At 33.3% G+C, this 20,105-nt stretch carries 15 protein-coding genes and 1 pseudogene; 8 read left to right on the forward strand and 8 right to left on the reverse strand.

Features of this window, described 5'->3' with window-relative positions; all coding sequences use genetic code 11:
• Nucleotides 1–39 precede the first annotated feature (39 nt).
• The 6 genes from mutS to B4E59_RS02355 all read left to right on the forward strand — a co-directional run bounded on the left by mutS (nucleotide 40) and on the right by B4E59_RS02355 (nucleotide 9,642).
• Entirely contained in the window at nucleotides 40–2,595 is a 2,556-nt protein-coding gene (gene mutS / locus B4E59_RS02330; RefSeq protein ID WP_286494675.1) for a DNA mismatch repair protein MutS, read from the forward strand.
• Nucleotides 2,596–2,605: 10 nt separating this feature from the next.
• Nucleotides 2,606–3,409, forward strand: a complete 804-nt coding sequence (locus tag B4E59_RS02335; protein ID WP_221854344.1) for a M48 family metallopeptidase — start codon at nucleotides 2,606–2,608, stop codon at nucleotides 3,407–3,409.
• A 97-nt stretch (nucleotides 3,410–3,506) separates the two neighbouring features.
• Nucleotides 3,507–5,411 carry an acetate--CoA ligase gene (gene acs, locus B4E59_RS02340; RefSeq protein WP_291051119.1) on the forward strand — a complete coding sequence of 635 codons (1,905 nt, stop codon included), beginning with the start codon at nucleotides 3,507–3,509 and terminating at the stop codon, nucleotides 5,409–5,411.
• Nucleotides 5,412–5,591: 180 nt separating this feature from the next.
• The gene (locus B4E59_RS02345) at nucleotides 5,592–6,239 is read left to right on the forward strand and encodes an O-methyltransferase (RefSeq protein WP_291051122.1); all 648 of its coding nucleotides are present in this window, start codon (nucleotides 5,592–5,594) and stop codon (nucleotides 6,237–6,239) included.
• Nucleotides 6,239–7,003: a C40 family peptidase gene (locus tag B4E59_RS02350; protein ID WP_291051125.1), complete on the forward strand. Its 765-nt coding sequence runs from the start codon at nucleotides 6,239–6,241 to the stop codon at nucleotides 7,001–7,003. The genes B4E59_RS02345 and B4E59_RS02350 overlap by 1 nt, the downstream gene beginning before the upstream one ends.
• Nucleotides 7,004–7,143: 140 nt before the next feature.
• Nucleotides 7,144–9,642 carry a cation-translocating P-type ATPase gene (locus tag B4E59_RS02355; protein WP_291051128.1) on the forward strand — a complete coding sequence of 833 codons (2,499 nt, stop codon included), beginning with the start codon at nucleotides 7,144–7,146 and terminating at the stop codon, nucleotides 9,640–9,642.
• A 28-nt stretch (nucleotides 9,643–9,670) separates the two neighbouring features.
• Here the strand turns inward: B4E59_RS02355 and B4E59_RS02360 are convergent, their stop codons facing one another.
• The 3 genes from B4E59_RS02360 to B4E59_RS02370 form a co-directional block, all read right to left on the reverse strand.
• On the reverse strand, nucleotides 9,671–10,441 hold the full coding sequence (locus tag B4E59_RS02360) for an alpha/beta fold hydrolase (protein ID WP_291051131.1): 771 nt from the start codon (nucleotides 10,439–10,441) through the stop codon (nucleotides 9,671–9,673).
• 91 nt (nucleotides 10,442–10,532) lie between these two features.
• The gene (gene gmk / locus B4E59_RS02365) at nucleotides 10,533–11,099 is read right to left on the reverse strand and encodes a guanylate kinase (protein ID WP_291051134.1); all 567 of its coding nucleotides are present in this window, start codon (nucleotides 11,097–11,099) and stop codon (nucleotides 10,533–10,535) included.
• Nucleotides 11,099–11,959 (reverse strand): YicC/YloC family endoribonuclease, encoded by an 861-nt coding sequence (locus tag B4E59_RS02370; protein ID WP_291051137.1) that lies wholly within the window; start codon nucleotides 11,957–11,959, stop codon nucleotides 11,099–11,101. Before B4E59_RS02370 ends, gmk begins: the two co-directional genes overlap by 1 nt.
• A 149-nt stretch (nucleotides 11,960–12,108) precedes the next feature.
• On the opposite strand from B4E59_RS02370, the gene B4E59_RS02375 reads away from it, so the two are divergent.
• Nucleotides 12,109–13,419 (forward strand): DUF4026 domain-containing protein, encoded by a 1,311-nt coding sequence (locus B4E59_RS02375; RefSeq protein ID WP_219033615.1) that lies wholly within the window; start codon nucleotides 12,109–12,111, stop codon nucleotides 13,417–13,419.
• Here B4E59_RS02375 and hutI read toward each other — a convergent pair.
• The 5 genes and pseudogenes from hutI to hemH form a co-directional block, all read right to left on the reverse strand.
• Nucleotides 13,409–14,638 (reverse strand): imidazolonepropionase, encoded by a 1,230-nt coding sequence (hutI, locus tag B4E59_RS02380; RefSeq protein WP_219033614.1) that lies wholly within the window; start codon nucleotides 14,636–14,638, stop codon nucleotides 13,409–13,411. The two genes, B4E59_RS02375 and hutI, sit on opposite strands and share 11 nt — an antisense overlap.
• Before the next feature lie 211 nt (nucleotides 14,639–14,849).
• A pseudogene (locus B4E59_RS14580) lies at nucleotides 14,850–15,185 on the reverse strand (GNAT family N-acetyltransferase); the annotation flags it as partial.
• A gap of 386 nt (nucleotides 15,186–15,571) precedes the next feature.
• The gene (locus B4E59_RS02390; protein ID WP_286494669.1) at nucleotides 15,572–16,624 is read right to left on the reverse strand and encodes a DUF3078 domain-containing protein; all 1,053 of its coding nucleotides are present in this window, start codon (nucleotides 16,622–16,624) and stop codon (nucleotides 15,572–15,574) included.
• Nucleotides 16,625–16,649: 25 nt separating this feature from the next.
• Nucleotides 16,650–17,750, reverse strand: a complete 1,101-nt coding sequence (locus B4E59_RS02395; protein ID WP_286494668.1) for a DUF3078 domain-containing protein — start codon at nucleotides 17,748–17,750, stop codon at nucleotides 16,650–16,652.
• An 81-nt stretch (nucleotides 17,751–17,831) separates the two neighbouring features.
• Nucleotides 17,832–18,815 (reverse strand): ferrochelatase, encoded by a 984-nt coding sequence (gene hemH / locus B4E59_RS02400; protein ID WP_286494667.1) that lies wholly within the window; start codon nucleotides 18,813–18,815, stop codon nucleotides 17,832–17,834.
• Between the two features lie 108 nt (nucleotides 18,816–18,923).
• Here hemH and ruvB point away from each other — a divergent pair, with 108 nt between their 5' ends.
• Nucleotides 18,924–19,961, forward strand: coding sequence for a Holliday junction branch migration DNA helicase RuvB (gene ruvB, locus B4E59_RS02405; protein WP_038332085.1), 1,038 nt, complete (start codon nucleotides 18,924–18,926; stop codon nucleotides 19,959–19,961).
• Nucleotides 19,962–20,105: the final 144 nt, after the last annotated feature.

Consider the following 20,105-nt stretch of genomic DNA (forward strand, 5'->3'; position numbering starts at 1 on the left):
AATTTGACAAAAGTAGTAAAGAATAAGGAAACTCCTCTAATGAAACAATATAACACCATCAAGGCGAAATATCCTGATGCAATGTTGTTGTTCCGTGTGGGAGATTTTTACGAAACATTTGGAGAAGATGCTGTGCGAGCTTCTCGCATTTTAGATATAGTTTTAACAAAACGCGCCAATGGTTCTGATAATAGTGCTTTGGCAGGGTTTCCTCATCATAGTTTGAATACTTATTTACCGAAATTGGTGAAAGCCGGTTTACGCGTTGCAATTTGTGATCAGCTCGAAGATCCAAAGATGGTAAAAGGTATCGTAAAACGTGGTGTTACAGAATTGGTAACGCCTGGTGTTGCGTTGCAAGATGAGGTTTTATCGTCAAAATCGAATAACTTTTTGATGGCTGTTCATCAAGGTGATAAAGCTTTTGGAATTGCGTTGTTAGATGTTTCGACAGGAGAATTTTTGGTTTCGGAAGGACAAGAAGATCAAGTAGCGAAAATTATTCAATCGTTTCGACCAAGTGAAGTGATTTACCAAAAACGTGTTAAATATAATTTTTCTGATGTCAAAAGTAAATTTTTGTTGGATGATTGGGCTTTTCAATATGATTTTGCAGTTGATAAATTAACCAATCTTTTTAAAACTAAGAATCTAAAAGGTTTTGGAATTGAGGATTTAAAAGATGGAATCATTTCTGCGGGTGCAATTTTAGCTTATTTGGATGACACACATCACTTCGAAATTCAGCATCTAACATCTATTCAGCGTCTTAATCAAGATAGTTTTGTGTGGATGGATCCATTTACGATTCGCAATCTCGAATTGGTTTATTCTCCACATCCAAAAGGTGTTACGTTATTAAATGTTTTAGACGATACCAAAACTCCGATGGGAGCACGTTTGTTGAATCGTTGGATGGTAATGGTGTTGAAAGATTTGAAATCAATTCAACGTCGTCAAAATATTGTCGAATACTTCTACAAATTTGGAGATTTACGTTACGATTTGCGAGAAAAATTAGGTCAATTAACCGATTTAGAACGTTTGGCTGGAAAAGTTTCGACAGGTAAAATTACACCTCGTCAATTGCAACAATTAGCACAAAGTTTGAAAATTTCGGAAGAAATAAAAGAAGTTGCTGAACAATCGAATATCAAAGAAGTTGCAGATTTATTTTCTCGAATCGAACCAATTGATCATTTAACACAAAAGATTTTTGATACACTTTCTAACGAGCCTCCGCATCAAATTGTAAAAGGAAATGTAATTAGAGAAGGTGTTTCAGAAGAATTGGATCGATTACGAAAAATTCAGTTTTCTGGAAAAGATTATTTGGATCAAATGTGTCAACGCGAAACAGAACGAACTGGAATTTCGTCCTTGAAAATTGCATTCAATAATGTGTTTGGTTATTATATTGAAGTTCGAAATACGCACAAAGATAAAGTGCCAGAAGAATGGATTCGTAAGCAAACTTTGGTGAATGCAGAGCGTTATATTACCGAAGAATTAAAAGAGTACGAAACACAAATTCTTGGTGCAGAAGAAAAAATTCTTGCTATAGAAAATCAATTATTTATTGAATTGTTACAAGAAATTATCACTAAACTTTTACCGATTCAACAAACGGCAAAAGCAATTGCATTTTTGGATGTTTTGTCAACTTTTGCAGAAATAGCAGAGAAAAATAATTACACAAAACCTTCTCTTAATGATGGTTTTGAACTAAATATAAAAGAAGGTCGTCATGCTGTGATTGAGCAACAATTACCAATTGGTGAACAATATGTGTCGAATAATGTTGAGTTAAATTCGGATCATCAGCAAATTATTATGATTACTGGACCAAATATGTCTGGTAAATCGGCGCTTTTACGTCAAACTGCTTTGATTGTTTTGATGGCGCAAATGGGAAGTTTTGTTCCAGCTCAAGCTGCAGATTTAGGAATCATTGATAAAGTTTTTACTCGAGTTGGTGCTTCAGATAATATTTCATCAGGTGAATCGACATTTATGGTCGAAATGAATGAGACAGCAAGTATCTTAAATAACATTTCGGAACGAAGTTTGATTTTATTGGATGAAATTGGTCGAGGAACTTCGACTTACGATGGAATTTCGATTGCATGGGCAATTGCAGAATTTTTACATCAAAGTGCCTTGAAACCAAAAACATTGTTTGCAACGCATTATCATGAATTGAATGAAATGTCAAAATCGATGGAACGTATCAAAAACTTTAATGTTAGTATCAAAGAAACAAAAGATACAATATTATTTTTGAGAAAATTAGTTCCAGGAGGAAGTGAGCACAGTTTTGGTATACATGTTGCTAAAATGGCTGGGATGCCAAAACGAGTGGTGGACAGAGCAAATGATGTGTTGAAAATTTTGGAAGCAACGAAAACAGATGAAGGAATCTCGAATAAAACGGAGAAAATAACGCAAGATAATATGCAATTAAGTTTCTTTCAGTTAGATGATCCAATTTTAGATTCTATAAGAGAAGAAATTCTGAACACAGATATCAATACGTTAACACCTGTTGAAGCATTGATGAAATTGAACGAAATCAAAAAGAAACTTGGTAAATAAACTTAAAAATATGAAGAAAATAATTTTAACTGTAGCAGGAGCTTTAGTATTAGCTTCTTGTGCTACAAACCCTGTTACCGGACGTAAATCGTTGTCATTAGTTTCTAATGCAGATTTATTTCCGACAGCTTACAATCAATATTCTCAGGTTCTTAAACAAGGGAAAGTAATTACAGGTACTGCCGATGCTAAAATGGTGCAAACAGTAGGGGAACGTTTAAAATATGCCGCTGAAAAATATTATCAAGAAAAGGGAATATCTTCTCAATTACAAGGTTATCAATGGCAATTTACGTTGTTAAATGCAAACGAAGTAAATGCATGGTGTATGCCTGGAGGTAAAGTTGCGGTTTATTCAGGTATTTTACCTGTTACCAAAGATGCAACGGGATTGGCTGTTGTTTTAGGTCACGAAATTGGTCACGCTTTGGCTGGTCATAGTGCGGAGCAAGCTTCTCAGCAAATGGCCGCACAAGGTTTAGGACAAATAGTTGGTGGATCCATTGGAAATGCAGAATATGCAAAAGTTTTTGAACAATTATATCCTGTAGGTGCACAAGTTGGTTTACTAAACTATTCTCGTAAAATGGAATTAGATGCTGATGTTACAGGATTGTATTTAATGGCGATGGCGGGTTATGATCCTTCTCAAGCAATTCCTTTTTGGGAACGTATGGCGGCGAAAAGTGGAAATGCAGGAGTTTCAGAATTCTTGAGTACTCACCCTTCGGATGCGACGCGTATGGCTAAAATAAAGGAAGCCTTACCAACTGCTTTAGCATATTACAATGCAAGTCCGTATAAAGGAAAATAGAATAGTTTTTATTCATTTGTAAAATATAAGCGAGTTAATTTGATAAATTGATTCGCTTTTTTTATATTTAGTATTCAAAACCACAATTAAAATTAAAATGATTAACAATTTTAGAATCAATTCGTTTTCTGAATATAAGAAAGCGTATAAAAAAAGTGTCGAGGAGCCTGAAAAATTTTGGGATAAAATTGCTGGAAACTTCGTTTGGCAAAAGAAATGGGACAAAACACTTGAATATAATTTTGAACAAGCAGATTTTAAATGGTTTCAAGGTGGACAACTAAATATTACCGAAAATGTTTTGGATCGTCATTTGGAAAAAAATGGAAACAAAACAGCTTTAATTTGGGAACCAAATAATCCTTTAGAGGAATCTAGAATTATTACATATCGTCAATTGCATTCAAAAGTTTGCCAATTTGCGAATGTCTTAAAAAATAATGGCGTACAAAAAGGAGATCGTGTGTGTATTTATATGCCAATGATTCCAGAATTAGCCATCGCGATGTTAGCTTGTGCTCGTATTGGCGCGGTACATTCTATTGTTTTTGCAGGATTTTCTTCTGCTGCAATTGCCTCTCGTATCAACGATGCGCAATGTAAGGTTTTGGTGACAGCAAACGAAGTTTTTCGTGGAACGAAATCAATTAACTTAAAAGCAATTTGTGATGAAGCCTTAAAAGATTGTGCTTCTATTCAGTCGTGTATTGTTTATCGACGTGCTATCGAGCCTACTTCTATGGTTGGTGGACGTGATAAATTTTGGATTGATGAAATGCATAAGGTAGACGATAATTGTCCTGCGGAAATTATGGATGCCGAAGATTCTTTGTTTATTTTGTATACTTCTGGTTCTACAGGAAAACCAAAAGGAATGGTGCATACATGTGGTGGATATATGGTGGAAACGGCTTATTCGTTCGATAATATTTTTCAAATGGAGCACAACGATATTTATTGGTGTACAGCAGATATCGGTTGGATTACAGGACATAGTTACATTATTTATGGACCTTTGGCTTGTGGAGCAACTTCAGTAATGTTCGAAGGAATTCCAAGTTTTCCTGATTTTGGACGTTTTTGGGAAATTGTCGAAAAATTAAAAGTGACACATTTCTATACAGCTCCAACAGCAATTCGTTCGTTAGCTCGTGAATCGTTAGACTATGTCGAGAAATATGATTTATCAAGTCTTAAAGTTTTAGGATCAGTTGGTGAACCAATTAACGAGGAAGCTTGGCACTGGTTTAATGATTATATTGGAAAAGGAAATTGTCCAATTGTAGATACATGGTGGCAAACAGAAACGGGATCTATTTTGATTTCGCCATTAGCAGGAATTACGCCGCTTCGTCCAACGTTTGCAACATTACCGCTTCCAGGAATTCAGCCAGTTTTAATGGATGAACATGGAAAAGAAGTAGAAGCAGTAAATGAAAAAGCAGAAGGACGTTTAGCAATTAAATTTCCTTGGCCATCTATGGCTCGTACTATTTATGGTAATCATAAACGCTATGTAGAAACCTATTTTTCAACATTTCCGGGATATTATTTTACAGGAGATGGAGCGTATCGTGATGTAATGGAAAATTATCGAATTACAGGACGTGTAGATGATGTAGTGATTGTTTCTGGACACAATTTAGGAACTGCACCAATAGAAAATGCGATAAATGAACACGAAGTTGTAGCAGAAAGCGCGGTTGTTGGTTATCCTCATGATATCAAAGGAAATGCATTGTATGCTTATGTGATTTTGCAAGATGGAGTACAAGGTTCACCAGAACTTGAAGCAGAAATAAAAAATGGAGTTTCTAAATTAATTGGAGCAATTGCAAAGCCAGATAAAATACAGTTTGTTTCAGGTTTACCAAAAACGCGAAGCGGAAAAATTATGCGTCGTATTTTAAGAAAAATAGCAAGCAACGAAACTGATTTTGGCGATACATCAACATTATTAGATCCAGATGTTGTAACTGTTATTCAGAAAGGAAAAGTTTAAAGTAAGGCTGAGGTTAAGATTTAGTCTAAGCTTATCAAAATAATTTTCAAAACAAAAAGCATTACCCAAAAATTAATGCTTTTTTGGTTTGATTATTTTGGATAAATTTTCTCTTCTAAATTTCCTTTATATAGCCGATATTCAATGCATTTTTTGTAATTTTGTTGACTTTTTAAAGGTATGATAAAAATTTCACCAGTTTTAGAATCGTATTTAGATCATCATGTGGATCAAGAACCAGAAATCTTGAGTCGTTTACGTGTTGAAACTTATCAATGTACAACACAACCACACATGATTTCGGGCGAATACCAAGGTCGTTTGTTAAGCATTTTGTCGAAGATTTTAGCGCCTAAAACTATTTTAGAGTTAGGAACTTTCACAGGTTACGCAACATTGTGTTTGGCAGAAGGTTTGACTGCTGATGGAAAAATCATTACGATGGATAAAAATGATGAGTTAGAATATCTTTGCAGAAAGTATTTTGATGAATCAGAATTTGCCTCAAAAATTTATTTTAGAATCAATGATGCGCGCGAAGAATTGAATACAATTGAAAAAGATTCTGTAGATTTAGCTTTTATTGATGCCGATAAAGAGAGTTATCCTTATTATTTCGAGAAGGTTTTGGAACTTCTTCGTCCAGGTGGAGCAATGTTGGTTGATAATGTGCTGTGGTACGGAAAAGTGATGATGGAAGAGGAAGATAAGAAAGATCCTTCGACAAAAATTTTGAAAGAATTTAATGAGATGGTAACGAAAGATGAACGTGTCGAATCGATCATTTTACCAATTCGTGATGGAATTACGTTAATTCGAAAAAAATAATGAAGTACGCCATTTGTCAAGTAAGTGTTGCGCCATTGCGCTCCGAAGCAAGAGATTCATCAGAAATGGTGAGTCAGGTTTTATTTGGAGAAAAGTTGATTATTTTAGAAGAATTAGAAAAATGGACGAAAGTTCAGTTAGCTTTTGATGGTTATGAAGGTTGGCTTGATCCAAAACAAATTGTAGAAATTTCGGAAGAAGAATATAATAAAGATTCGATCGAGAAATTTGCAATTAATCCGTATAATCATGCGATGGAAAATGGCTTGCCAATGACATTGACAATTGGAGCTGAGGTTCGTACTTTGAATGAAAGTAAAATCAAAATTGGTCCAAAATGTTTTGAATATTTTGGCGTATATACTTCTGGTAAAAAATCAAAAGATCAGTTGGTTGAAATAGCAAAAGCTTACTTAAATGTACCTTATTTGTGGGGTGGTAAATCATCTTTTGGAATAGATTGTTCAGGATTAACACAACAAGTGTACAAAATTGGGGGATATAAAATACCACGAGATGCTTATCAACAAGCAGAAATGGGCGAAGTGTTAAGTTTTGTAGAAGAAGCAGAACCTGGTGATTTAGCATTTTTTGATAATGCAGAAGGTCGTATAATACATGTAGGAATTATGTGTGGTAACGGAAAAGTTTTACATGCACATGGTAAAGTTCGTATTGATCCTATTGATACCAATGGAATTTTCAATACCGATTCTCAAAAATATTCGCATAAACTGCGATGCATTCGAAAATTAATTCCTTAATAATAGAGCAAAAATCATTTCGAAAGAAATGATTTTTTTGTTTTAATTGAAATCAAATCTAAATAGGATATAATCAAGTATTAAACTATTTTTTAATTGGATTTAGCTGTAACTTTAGTAAACACTAATCGATTGAAATAATGTCTATAAAAATTCCTGAAAATTTAAAAGGATTATCTGATTCTGAAGTCAAAAAAGCTCAACAACAATACGGAGATAATGCAATAAAGGGTGAACAGAATTCTGCTTGGTATAGTTTATTATTTGATATTATAAAAGAACCAATGACGCTAATTTTGATTGCTGTATCAATTATTTATGTGTTGGTTGGTGATTTGGGTGAAGCTGCATTTATGTTTGTGGCTATTGTTGCTGTGACAGGAATTTCATTTTACCAAGATTCTCGTAATCAAAAAGCTCTGCAAGAGTTAGAAAAGTTGAACGAACCTTTGAGTTCAGTTATTCGTAATGGACAATTAGTTGAGATTCCAACACACGAAATTACAATTGGTGATTTGTGTGTGACGGAAGAAGGAAAGATGATTAATGCTGATGGAAATATTGTTCATAGCAATGATTTTTCGGTGAATGAATCTGCTTTAACAGGCGAAAGTATGTCAGTTTTTAAAGATATAGATCATTCAGAAATTTACAGTGGAACTTTGACAGTTTCTGGTTTGGCTATTTTTGAAGTGACAGCCATTGGAGCAGAAACGAAGTTGGGAAAAATAGGAACGTCAATTTTATCTATAAAAGAAGAAAAATCGCCTTTGCAATTGCAGATAGAAAAATTTGTGAAAGGAATGGCAATCATTGGAATTATTGTTTTTGCAATGGTTTGCGGATTCAATTATTTTCAAACAAATGACATTGTAAGTAGTTTATTAAACGGTTTGACTTTGGCAATGTCTATTTTACCCGAAGAAATACCAGTTGCATTTACTACATTTATGGCATTGGGTTCATGGAAATTATTACGCGAAGGAATTATTGTAAAAAAGAGTAGTGTTGTCGAAACTTTAGGAAGCACAACTGTTATTTGTAGTGATAAAACAGGCACAATTACCGAAAATTCGATGAAATTGAATGCAATTTATGATGCAAAAATGTGTACGGTTTTTGATGAAAATCAATTCAATGATGTTGAAATTTCTGAGATTATACAATATGCGATGTGGAGTAGTGAACCTGTTCCATTCGATCCAATGGAAAAAACGTTACACCGAGTTTACGAACAAACACAGGTTGATGAGCGCAATCAATATCAAATGTTTTTCGAATATCCTTTATCTGGGAAACCTCCCATGATGACGCATTGTTTTAAAAATAATGAAAATCAACGAATAATCGCAGCCAAAGGTGCTCCAGAAGCAATTCTGAATGTTTCAAAATTATCAGAGGAAGAAAAAAATCAATTAAAAAAAGTCATTGATGATTTTGGATTAAAAGGTTTTCGACTTTTGGGTGTTGCTAAATCTAATTTTGAAGAGGATAATTTTCCAAAAATTCAACAAGATTTACCATTCGAGTTTTTAGGATTCGTAGTTTTTTATGATCCTCCTAAAAAAGGAATTAATACAGTGTTTCAACAGATTTATGATGCGGGAATTAAAGTAAAAGTGATTACGGGTGATAATGCCGAAACAACAAAAAGTATTGCTGAACAAGCTGGAATTTTACATGTAGAAAATAGTATTACAGGAAGTGAAATTACACAACTTTCCGAAAAAGAATTATTAAAAGAAGCTCGTGATAAAGTGTTGTTTGCGCGTATGTTTCCCGAAGCGAAATTGGCTGTAGTAAAAGCGTTGAAAGAAGATGGAGATGTTGTGGCAATGTTGGGTGATGGCGTTAATGATGGACCAGCCTTGAAAGCGGCTCATATTGGAGTGGCAATGGGTGAAAAGGGAACAGAAATAGCGAAACAAGCTGCACAATTGATTTTGACGAATGATGATTTAGGTAAATTAGTTGTTGGAATTGCGGCAGGAAGACGTATTTATACGAATCTCAAAAAAGCTGTTCAATATATTATCTCTATCCATATTCCGATTATTTTAATTGTTTCGCTTCCATTATTTTTAGGTTGGGCTTTTCCACAAATTTTTACGCCAGTTCACGTTATTTTCTTAGAATTGGTTATGGGACCAACATGTTCTATTGTGTATGAAAATGAACCATTGGAAAAAGATTCGATGAAAAGAAAACCTCGTCCTATGACCGAAACTTTCTTGAATTGGAAAGAGCTTTCAACAAGTATTATTCAAGGAATTATAATTACATTAGGATTATTGTTTGTATATCAATATACTTATCAACTTGGAGGAAATGAAGAGAAAACACGTGCAATGGTTTTTACAACGTTAATTTTCTCGAATGTTTGGTTGAGTTTAACCAATCGCTCATTTTATTATAGTTTATGGTCAAGTTTCCGAAACAAAAATAACTTAATGGTCTATGTCACAGTTTTGACATTAGTAATACTTTTTGCAATATTGTACATACAACCAATTTCATTGTTTTTTAAAGTAACTTCATTAAATCTAAATGAATTAGGAATCGCGATGCTTGTAGCAATCCTTTCTGTACTTTGGTTCGAAGTGTATAAATGTATAAAACGTAGAAGTAAAATTGAATAAATAATGACACTTTAGGTTTATTGATTCGTTATAACGAATCAATAAACTCAACTGTTTTAGCCAAAGTTGGCGTTCTATTTTCCTTGTAAGGCGTATGTTTTGCATCAGGAACAAGATAACTTTCTTTTCTTCCTTTTACATTGTTGATAATCCCATTTACTTGCTCAATCGAGCCATATTCATCACCAATTCCTTGAATAACCAAAGTTGGACATTCGATATTTTTTAATTCTTCTCGAATATCAAAATCAATAAAATCTGGGCGTAACCAAGTTTCTGTCCACATCTCAAAAACTTTCTGCGTTTTATCGCCATGATATTTTGTCAAACGTTCTTTCAAATTAGTTTCTGCATATGCAATTTTAGCATCTCTGATTCCTTGCAATGAAATTTCTTCCACAATAATGTGCGAACCAACGACAATGATTCCTTTTAAATTTTGATGATATTTTGAAGCGTAAAGCAACGTTATCGAGCCACCATCGCTATGTCCAAATAAAATAATGTCTTTGAAATTGAAATGTTGAACCAAATCATTTAGAAAATCTGCTTCATCATGCATATAGGTTAATTCGCGATGATTAATGGTAAAAGGCGACGATTTTCCATAACCTTTTCGATCGTAGATAAATAAATTGCAATTCGTTTTTTCGGCAACTTCTTTCGGGAAATCTCTCCAAAGTTGCGTAGAACCTAAAGAATCGTGTAAGAAAATAAGAGTTGGTCTTGCTGGATTTATTTCGCGGTGATAATAATGAATATTGGCGTTGTTGATTTCTAAACTATTTTGGCTTTCCATTTTTTGTTATAATTTTTTCGAAAGCTAAAGATAACAAAAATGCCTCGATTTTATTTATTCGAGGCATTTGTTTATTTTGGTTTTAGAATTATTATTTGATAAAACCTGTAATAATTTCTAAGGTTTTTGCTTTTGCAGTTTCCAAATCGTCGTTCAATAAAATGACATCAAAGTCTTTTGCTTTTTCCATTTCAATTCCCGCTTTGTCCAAACGTTGTTTCAATTTATCTTCGCTTTCTGTGTTGCGAGAAATCAAACGTTCTTTCAAAATTTCTAAAGATGGAGGATTTACAAATACCGTTAAACATTGATCTCCGTACAATTTTTTGATATTCAATGCACCAATAACATCAATATCAAAAATAACAGAATTACCTTCTGATGTAATGCGATCAACTTCCGATTTTAAAGTTCCGTAAAAATTATCGCGGTAAACTTCTTCGTGTTCTACGAATTCGTCGTTTGCAATTTTTGCCTTAAATTCTTCTGGTGTTAAGAAATAATAGTCTTCTCCGTGAGCTTCACCTTCGCGTTTATCTCTAGTTGTACAAGAAATAGAAAATTTGATATTTTCCAATTGTTCTAAAGCGTAACGAACCAAAGTTGTTTTTCCTGCGCCTGATGGAGCTGAAAAGACGATTAATTTTCCTTTTTTCATTATAAAATGTTTAACGATTGTTCTTTAATTTTTTCTAATTCATCTTTCATCTGAACAACAATTTTTTGCATTTCAGAATGATTTGATTTTGAACCTAATGTATTAATTTCACGACCAATTTCTTGCGAAATAAATCCTAGTTTTTTCCCATTTGATTCAGTTCCAGCTAATTCTTTCAAGAAATATTCGCAATGGTTTTTTAGACGAACTTTTTCTTCAGTAATGTCCAATTTTTCCAAATAGAAAATTAATTCTTGCTCAAAACGATTTTGATCAATATCAACTTTTACTTCTTCTAAACGTTTATTGAAACGTTCTTTGATAGTTTCAATTCGTTCTTTTTCAAAAGGCACAACTTGTGTTAAAAGCTCCAAAATATTATTCAAGTTTAAAGTCAAATATTTCTCTAAAACTTTTCCTTCGTCTAATCTAAATTGATTTAAAGCGTCAATTGCATCAATAATTGTTGCGCGAATTTGATTCCATTCGTCTTCACTCAAATCGTCTTGCGTGTACGAAATAACGTCTGGAAGGCGCATTACTACAGGCAATAATTCACCATCAGTCACATTTGGTGTGATTGATTTAAATTCTGCCATATAACTTTTGATTAATTCAGCATTTATATTTTGATTTCTTGCAGCAGGATTTAACTCTACTAACATCGAAAAATCAACTTTTCCACGTTGAACTTTTTCTGAAATAAGGTTTCTGATTTCTAATTCTTTTTCACGATAAAAAGAAGGAATTCTCGTGTTTAAATCTAGTGTTTTACTGTTTAAAGAACGGATTTCTATCGTTACTTTTTTCTCAGGTAATTCCAATACGGATTTACCGTAACCTGTCATAGATGCTATCATAATTGTAAAATTATGCGAACAAAATTACAATAAATTAACGTAATGCGAACTGAATTATCATCTTTAATCATTTTAAAGTTTAACATTTTGCTAAAATTTTGATGAACTTAAAACATTTATCTTTAACAAAAAACAAACTAAAAATAACTATGACAAATCAAGAATTGTACAAAGGAATTGCAGAGGATGGATTGAGTTTACCTTCTACAATGGGAATTTTTCCTTCGTCGAAAGATTTTGTATTTTCAAGAGAATCAATTGAAAAAAGTCTAAAATCAACCGATTATTTTCAATTAATCAATTTTGATCTTATCGAGATTGATAAAGACGAAAATGGAGCTGTAAAGCAAGAATATCAACTTGTAGTGTCTTATTTGGAGGAAGAATTTGATGTGAATTTGTATGTTGTGGATGCGAGAAGTAACGATTATTCTGAATTTGGTTTTGGAAATATGATTTCGGACGAAGAAATGGAAATTGCAACGCAACAAGATTTTTATTTGGAATCTGTGATGTATTTTGGAAATGATGCATTGGATAGTTTTCATTTGCAATTAAAAATTATGCAAGCAATTGTTGAAAACCCGTCTATTGTTGTCGATTTTATGCCTTATCGTTTGCTTTCTGGTAAATGGGCTAAAGTGACAGCAGAGTCAGAAATTCCGCCTGCGCCTTCGTATTTATATGTGATTCATGGCGTTTATGATGAGGATGAAAATGGCGATCGCGTGTATTGGATGCATACGCATGGTTTGCATCGTTGCGGTTCTGTGGAGTTGGAGATGTTGAACATCAAAGATGGAGTAGAGCAGATGAATTCGGCTTTGGATATGATTGTAAATGCGTTTATCAAACCAGATTTTCGTTCGCCAGAAAATGAAGAATTTAATATTGGTTATGATGGTTTGGATATTACATTTTGTTGGAAACGTTGGGAAGATGTGGTGAAAGATTATCCTGCTAAAATTCCTGGAGGTTACAATGAACGTCAGCCAGAAAACGAAAATTATGAACCTTGTGGCGTTTTGTTAGCGGTGCAAGAAGGACATACATTGACACCAGAAGTTTATGCGGCGACAATTGCAGATAATCCGATTTTCTTTATCAGCGATCAGGAAACGGAACGAATGTCAGCCTTGGCTTATCAACGTTTTGAATTGTATAAAAAAGCATTTAACACATATTTTAATCCAGAAGCAGATGAAGAAAATTATTATCGATTTTTAATTAAATTAGGATTTGATGTCGATCATGAAATGAATAAGGAACACATTTGGTTTGATGTGTACGGAATCAATGAGAACAACGAAATTTTTGGCGTTTGTTTGAATCGTCCTTATGCTGTAGAAGGTTTGAATGAAGGAGATGAAGGTCTTTATCCGCAAGAAATGATTACCGATTGGTTAATTTACACGCCGACAAACACCATCACTCCTGATAATATTTACACTATTGATTAATCAAAGCACCATTTTTCCATACATTTGTTGGTTGTAATTGTCCTTGATAATAGATAATATTACGATAATCGAAGGTAGAGAAGCTGATAAAATCGGCTTTTTTACCTTTTTCTATTGTTCCACGATCAGCTAAATTTAAAGCCTTTGCAGCACGAAAAGTAATTGCAGCTAAAACTTCTGCCATTGATAATTTCTCAAAAGTAGCCAAAACAGAAGCTTGTGTAAGAAGATTTCCCATTGGAGCTGAGCCAGGATTCCAATCCGAAGCAATCGAAACGCAACAACCAGCATCTAACAATTTTCGAGCAGGTGCATATTGCATTCCCAAACCGATAGAAGCGCCAGGTAAAACAGTTGCAACAACATCAGAATTGGCAAGTTTTTTCACTTCTTCTTCTCCTGAAAATTCTAAATGATCTGCACTCAAAGCATCGAATTTTGTAGCTAAATAACTTCCTCCAGCTGTAAATTGATCAGCGTGAATCGTAATATCAAAACCTTGATTTTTTGCTTCGTTTAAGAAATAATCGCCTTCCTCAACAGAGAAAGCAGATTGTTCCACAAAAATATCGATACGATTTGCTAAATCATCAGATTTTAATTTAGGAAAAACTTCTTTCACCAAAAGTTCTAAATATTCTTTGTTCGAACCTTCAAAATCTTTTGGTTTCATATGCGCACCTAAAAAAGTAGGAATCAAATCAATCTCACTTTCTTGATTCGCCATATTTATCGCTTCTAACATTTTAATTTCACCCTCAACAGAGAGAGCATAACCAGATTTTACTTCAGCAGTTGTGATTCCTTGTTTAGCTAATTGGGCAATATGTTTTAGCGTAATATCTTTCAGTTCGTCAACTGTTTTCTTACGTGTTTCTGTCACAGTAGACCAAATTCCACCACCACTTTCGGCAATTTCTAAATAGGTTTTTCCGTCCAAACGCATGGCGAAATCTTTGGCACGATTTCCTCCAAAACAAACGTGTGTATGCGAATCTACAAATCCAGGAAGAAGAATTTGTTCCGTTTCGATATGTTCAATTTCGATAGTTGGATGTTGTTGAGAAAGCGTTTCGAAATTTCCTATTTCTACAATTGTTTCATCATCAATAATAATTCCTCCATCTTCGAGAACTTCGACTTGGTTTTCGTGAATAGCACCTTTTAAAGGTAAATTGGCAAGTGTTATAATTTGTCTGAAAGGACCGATTAATTTCATTTTTGTTGTTTTATAACACAAGTTTACGAAATTTAAGGGAGAATTTGTAGATAAGCTGAACTTGTTATCAAATAAGATATGATTCTAAAATGAGTTTGCAATGACTTAATTTTTATCGTAAGTCAGTCGATAAAATAGCGTAGCCATAATTATCTGCCCAACCAGATTTTAGAGGAAGAAGCTTTCTGGTATGTGCTTCTCGAATCATTCCAACTTTTTCAAGAACTTTGTAAGAACCAATATTTTCAATTGCGCATCCAGCTTCGATTCTATGAAGATTTAACGTATTGAATCCAAAAGAAATAATTTCTCTTAAAGCTTCTGTTGCAATTCCTTTGTTCCAAAAATCTGGATGAAGTTTAAACCAAACTTCTGCATTCTTGTATTTAGCCCTACCTAAATTTAAAGAAATTAATCCATCAAATTGATTGTCATTTTCGATAACAAAAGTATAAGCTTGTGGTTGTTCTCCTTGATTAGATTTTACTAAATCTTTTACATGAAGAATTGTAACCTCTATATTTTCTGGAATTCCTACGTGTTGTATTAATCAACTTCTTCGATAGAATATAATTGATGAATTGTTTCAGTATCATCAAGTGTGACTGGTCTCAAAGTTAAACGTTCAGTTTTAAGAATTACATTTATATAAATTACTTTTTCTTCAAATAAGTTGGGTCGTTGGGATATTTAATTACCTTGAGTAATGTAATAATTGTAAAAATAACGAAGATTAATATCACGATTGCGCTAAGAATGATGCGGTTATTTTGTTCGTTGTTGAACCCAAGGTAAAGCTCGAAAGCTGCCCAAACAATTATTAAAATTTGTGGTAAAAGTGCGCCGAAAATATTTTTTGTCATTTTATTCTTCTATTGAGTTATAAAAATAAGAAAAATAAAAAACCTGCTTATTAAAAGCAGGTTAAAAATATTATTGAGTGACTAATTTTGTTTCATTAAGAATTGGTTCTCTTTTTAGAATATTTGTTGCTACTTCTACAGTTTCTTCTTTTTCTTCGAAAATTGGTGCTTCTTGCATAAATGCAATTGCTGGAGCTTCTTCTATTTTTGGTGGCGTGTTATCAAATTTGTAATTAAATCCAATTCCAAGTGTTTGTTTAATCTGTGTTTTTTTGATTTGATCTTCATCATACAATAGGTTGACACTTACTTGTGCCGAAACAAACTTGTTCACTTTCATATCCAAAATTCCTTGATAAGCAACGTCCATATTTCCGAAATTTTTCAGGTAATCTGCATAGATTCCGACACGGTTATCATAAGAAATTCCTTCCATAATTTGTAGTTTATATCGCGCACCTAAATATGCACCGAATTCAAATAAAGTATTGTCTCCATCATTTTTAAGTCCAAAATTTCCTTTTTTCTGTAAATCTTTGTCTAAGACAAAGGTCATTCTTGGTGTAAATGGGTGAATATTAATTTGAAAATTTTCGCTTGGTTTGTAATCAATACCCAATCCTAAACTTAAATAACCTGGAGCCATCAAGGCTGAAATCTTCGTTTTTGGATCTCTTGAATAATCAAAACCATCTGTAAATTGTGTGCGAAAATTCATAGAGGAAGCTAAATACCAATGATTTCCGATGCTGTAACCATAAGAAGAAGTTAAGTCGATAACATCATTTGTTTTGCGAGAACTTTCGCCTTTGTTAGTCTGGATTCCGTATCCTAAAACAACACGATTATCCCAAATATGTTTCTCTTTTGTCAAGTTAAATTCGTAATCTAAACTTCCGTTCAGCGCAAACGAATTTACACCTCCCGCAACCCAATTACTGAATGCACTTTGAGAAAATAAAAGTGAATTATTTCCCGAAACGAACCATCCTGGTTGACGGCCATCAAATTTTTGATCTTTTAAATAACGCTTGCTATCAGTAGCTACTTTACCATCTTTTACTGTTTGCGCAAAAGTTGTAGCACTTCCTAAAATTGCTAATACAAATAAAAATTTTTTCATGTAGATTTGATTGATTTATATTAACTTACTCCAAAAATATGGATTCTGATTTAATATATGTTGATTTTTCGTCAATTGTATTTTTATCAAAAACTTGATCATAGTTTTGTTTATCCAGTTTTATTCTAGGTAATTTGACTGGGGAAATGCCAGATGTATCGAAATATGGGAGAATTTCCTTCTTTCTACGTTTCTTCTTATCTTTTTTCTTAGTACTGTCTATTTTATATGTTAAGCCAATTCCGAGGGCTTGTTTAAATTGTGTTTGAGTAACTTGATCTTCATCATAAATCAAATTGATGGTTAATTGTGTGGACATAAAATTATTAATTTTCATGTCTAATAATCCAGCATATACAATATCGAGGTTATAAAATTTGTTCGAATAATTAGAGAAAATTCCAATATTATTATCGTAAGTTACGTTATCAAAAAGTTTCATTTTGTATCGACCACCTAAATATGCTCCAACTTCAAAAAGAAACGTATCTCCATCGTTTCGTAAACCATAAGTTCCTTTCTTTTGCAAATCTTTGTCTGCTACAATTGTTGTTCTTGATGTTAAAGGTTGAAAACTGACAGAAAAATTAGAATTTGGCGTATAATTCGCACCGACCCCAATTGTTACATATGCAGGCGCAAATAAGTTTGATAGTTTTGTTTTTGGAGTTGTTCCGTAATTGTAACCTGTAGAAAACTGTGAACGAATATTAAGTGATGAGGTTAGGTACCACTTTTCTTTTATCAAATATCCATAAGAAGTTGTGATATTTAGATTGTCAGCAGTTTTACGCGTTCCATTGGTTTTATTGTCTAAAAAACCATATTCAAAAATAAAACGATTGTCCCAAAAGTGTTTCTTTTTTCGGAAATTAAATTCGTAATCAGCTTTAGCATTTAGTGAAACCGAATTTTCACCACCTGCCATCCAATTGGAAAAGGTATTTTGATTAACGGTTAAAGTATTTGCACCATAAATTTCCCAACCCGATTTTCGTCCTGTAGTATCCACTTTGGATTTCAGATATTTTCGACCATCAATAATTAGATTTCCACTAGTATCTAAAAATTGAGCCGAACTAAAAAGTGATAGGACTAAAAATATAATTGAGAAAATTAGTCTCATTTTAAAAAAAATATCTTTGTTTAAAATTGAAAAATTCCAAACAAAGATATCTAATTTATTTTGTAAGGCTAAAAACCTTTCTTAATTATTTTGCCAACCTTTCAACCATTTCACTAATGTATCCACCCAATCTTGACGATCATTCAAACAAGGGATGTATGTAAATTGCTTACCACCAGCTTTTAAGAATTCTTCTTGTCCTTCCATCGAAATTTCTTCCAAAGTCTCCAAACAATCCGAAACAAAGGCAGGGGTGCAAACCGCTAAATTCTTAACGCCTTGTGCAGGAAATTCTTCTAACATGTGGTCTGTATAAGGTTTAATCCAAGGGTCACGACCTAAACGAGACTGAAAAGAAGTGGTATATTTATCTTCTGGTAATTGCAAGTATTCGGTTACCAAACGTGTTGTTTCAAAACATTGATTACGATAAGTTTCAATAGGTAATTTGCTCGCTTTTGCAGCACGAAGTGCTTTATTATCGTGACGTTCTGGAATTCCGTGATAAGAAAACAATAATTTATCAAAATTCTCAGGTAATTTTTCTTTGATAGAATCTCCTAAAACCTTGATATAATCTGGATGATTGTAAAAAGCTTTCAAGAAATTAATCTTAGTGTCTTTGTAACTTTTTTTCTGAATTTCAAGCACTTTATCCGCAACAGTTTCTGTAGAAGACATTGTGTATTGAGGGTATAAAGGAACAACCAAAATGTCGCGAACACCTTTGTCATAAAGCTCTTGTAAACCAGCTTCTATCGAAGGGTTTTTGTAACGCATTGCCAAAACAACTGGAATATCCATTTGTTTTTGTATCATATCTCTCAAAATTTTAGAGTAAACAATTAAAGGAGAACCTTCTTTTGTCCAAATTTTTCGGTAAGCTTCAGCAGATTTTTCGGGTCTTTTTGGTAAAATAAATAATTCAACAATAGTTTTACGAATAATCCAAGGAGAATCCAAAACTTTCTTATCCATTAAAAATTCGCGTAAATAAGTTCTTACGTCTTCAACATTGGTAGAATCGGGCGAACCTAAATTCACTAATAATATTCCTTTGCTCATAATTCTTTTTATCTAAAAAAATATTGCGTTCTTTGTAGTTGTAAAAGTACGGAGGATAATTTAATTTGTCCTTCGTAATATCATCATTATAATTTATATCATCATTTTATGTCAGATTTATTAAATCCTGATAAAGAATTTTATCCAGATGACGATCTAAATCACGAAAATACTGTTCGTCCGCAAAGTTTTGATGATTTTGCTGGACAAGCGCATATTCTAGAGAATTTAGAAGTTTTCGTAAAAGCGTCTAAACTTCGTGGCGAAGCATTAGATCACGTTTTGTTGCACGGACCTCCAGGTTTGGGAAAAACGACATTAGCAAATATTATTGCGAATGAATTAGGTGTAGGAATCAAAATTACATCTGGACCAGTTCTCGATAAACCGAGTGATTTAGCTGGTTTATTGACGAATTTGGAAGAAAATGATGTGCTTTTTATTGATGAAATCCATCGTATGTCTCCCGTTATCGAAGAATATTTGTATTCGGCAATGGAAGATTTTAAGATTGATATTATGATCGAATCTGGACCAAATGCACGTTCGGTTCAAATTGGTTTGAATCCTTTTACATTAATTGGTGCAACAACGCGTTCTGGTTTATTAACTGCGCCGCTTCGTGCTCGTTTTGGAATTAATTTCCGTTTCGAATATTATAATGTTGAATTATTAAGTACGATTGTTGAGCGATCTTCTCGTATTTTAGACACACCAATTGACGAAAGAGCGGCGATAGAAATTGCAGGTCGTAGTCGTGGAACTCCTCGTATAGCAAATGCTTTATTGAGAAGGACTCGAGATTTTGCACAAATTAAAGGAAATGGAAAAATTGATTTATCAATTGCTGAATTTTCTTTAAAAGCTCTAAAAGTTGATGATAATGGTTTAGATGAAATGGATAACAGAATTTTATCAACAATTATTGAAAAATTTAAAGGTGGACCAGTCGGAATTACAACTTTAGCAACAGCAGTTGGAGAAAATGGTGGAACATTAGAAGAAGTTTATGAACCGTATCTCATTCAAGAAGGTTATTTGATGCGTACTGCTCGTGGACGTGTGGCAACAGAAAAAGCTTTCAAACATATTGGTGTAAAATATCGTGGAGAAAATTCACCTCAAACCGATTTGTTTGATTTGTAATTTTGTTCTAAGTCATTCTGAGCTTGTCGAAGAATCTTAACGATTTTCTTACTCTAATAAATCGAAAATGGCTCACACGACATATTATTCTTGCGTTAGGAGGAATCTAAGATTCTTCATTTCACTCACGTTTCATTCAGAATG

The sequence above is a fragment of the Empedobacter sp. UBA2044 genome (assembly GCF_002333005.1).
Classification (GTDB): Bacteria; Bacteroidota; Bacteroidia; order Flavobacteriales; family Weeksellaceae; genus Empedobacter; species Empedobacter falsenii_B.

Excerpts from the sequence above, each read along its gene's own strand:
- hutI (WP_219033614.1), bottom strand. The coding sequence starts at position 14,638 with ATGAAATTAATCGGTCCTTTCAGACAAATTATAACACTTGCCAATTTA.
- B4E59_RS02360 (WP_291051131.1), bottom strand. The coding sequence starts at position 10,441 with ATGGAAAGCCAAAATAGTTTAGAAATCAACAACGCCAATATTCATTAT.
- hemH (WP_286494667.1), bottom strand. The coding sequence starts at position 18,815 with ATGAGCAAAGGAATATTATTAGTGAATTTAGGTTCGCCCGATTCTACC.
- B4E59_RS02395 (WP_286494668.1), bottom strand. The coding sequence starts at position 17,750 with ATGAGACTAATTTTCTCAATTATATTTTTAGTCCTATCACTTTTTAGT.
- B4E59_RS02350 (WP_291051125.1), top strand. The coding sequence starts at position 6,239 with ATGAAGTACGCCATTTGTCAAGTAAGTGTTGCGCCATTGCGCTCCGAA.
- B4E59_RS02335 (WP_221854344.1), top strand. The coding sequence starts at position 2,606 with ATGAAGAAAATAATTTTAACTGTAGCAGGAGCTTTAGTATTAGCTTCT.
- acs (WP_291051119.1), top strand. The coding sequence starts at position 3,507 with ATGATTAACAATTTTAGAATCAATTCGTTTTCTGAATATAAGAAAGCG.
- B4E59_RS02375 (WP_219033615.1), top strand. The coding sequence starts at position 12,109 with ATGACAAATCAAGAATTGTACAAAGGAATTGCAGAGGATGGATTGAGT.
- B4E59_RS02370 (WP_291051137.1), bottom strand. The coding sequence starts at position 11,959 with ATGATAGCATCTATGACAGGTTACGGTAAATCCGTATTGGAATTACCT.
- B4E59_RS02345 (WP_291051122.1), top strand. The coding sequence starts at position 5,592 with ATGATAAAAATTTCACCAGTTTTAGAATCGTATTTAGATCATCATGTG.
- B4E59_RS02390 (WP_286494669.1), bottom strand. The coding sequence starts at position 16,624 with ATGAAAAAATTTTTATTTGTATTAGCAATTTTAGGAAGTGCTACAACT.
- gmk (WP_291051134.1), bottom strand. The coding sequence starts at position 11,099 with ATGAAAAAAGGAAAATTAATCGTCTTTTCAGCTCCATCAGGCGCAGGA.
- ruvB (WP_038332085.1), top strand. The coding sequence starts at position 18,924 with ATGTCAGATTTATTAAATCCTGATAAAGAATTTTATCCAGATGACGAT.
- mutS (WP_286494675.1), top strand. The coding sequence starts at position 40 with ATGAAACAATATAACACCATCAAGGCGAAATATCCTGATGCAATGTTG.
- B4E59_RS02355 (WP_291051128.1), top strand. The coding sequence starts at position 7,144 with ATGTCTATAAAAATTCCTGAAAATTTAAAAGGATTATCTGATTCTGAA.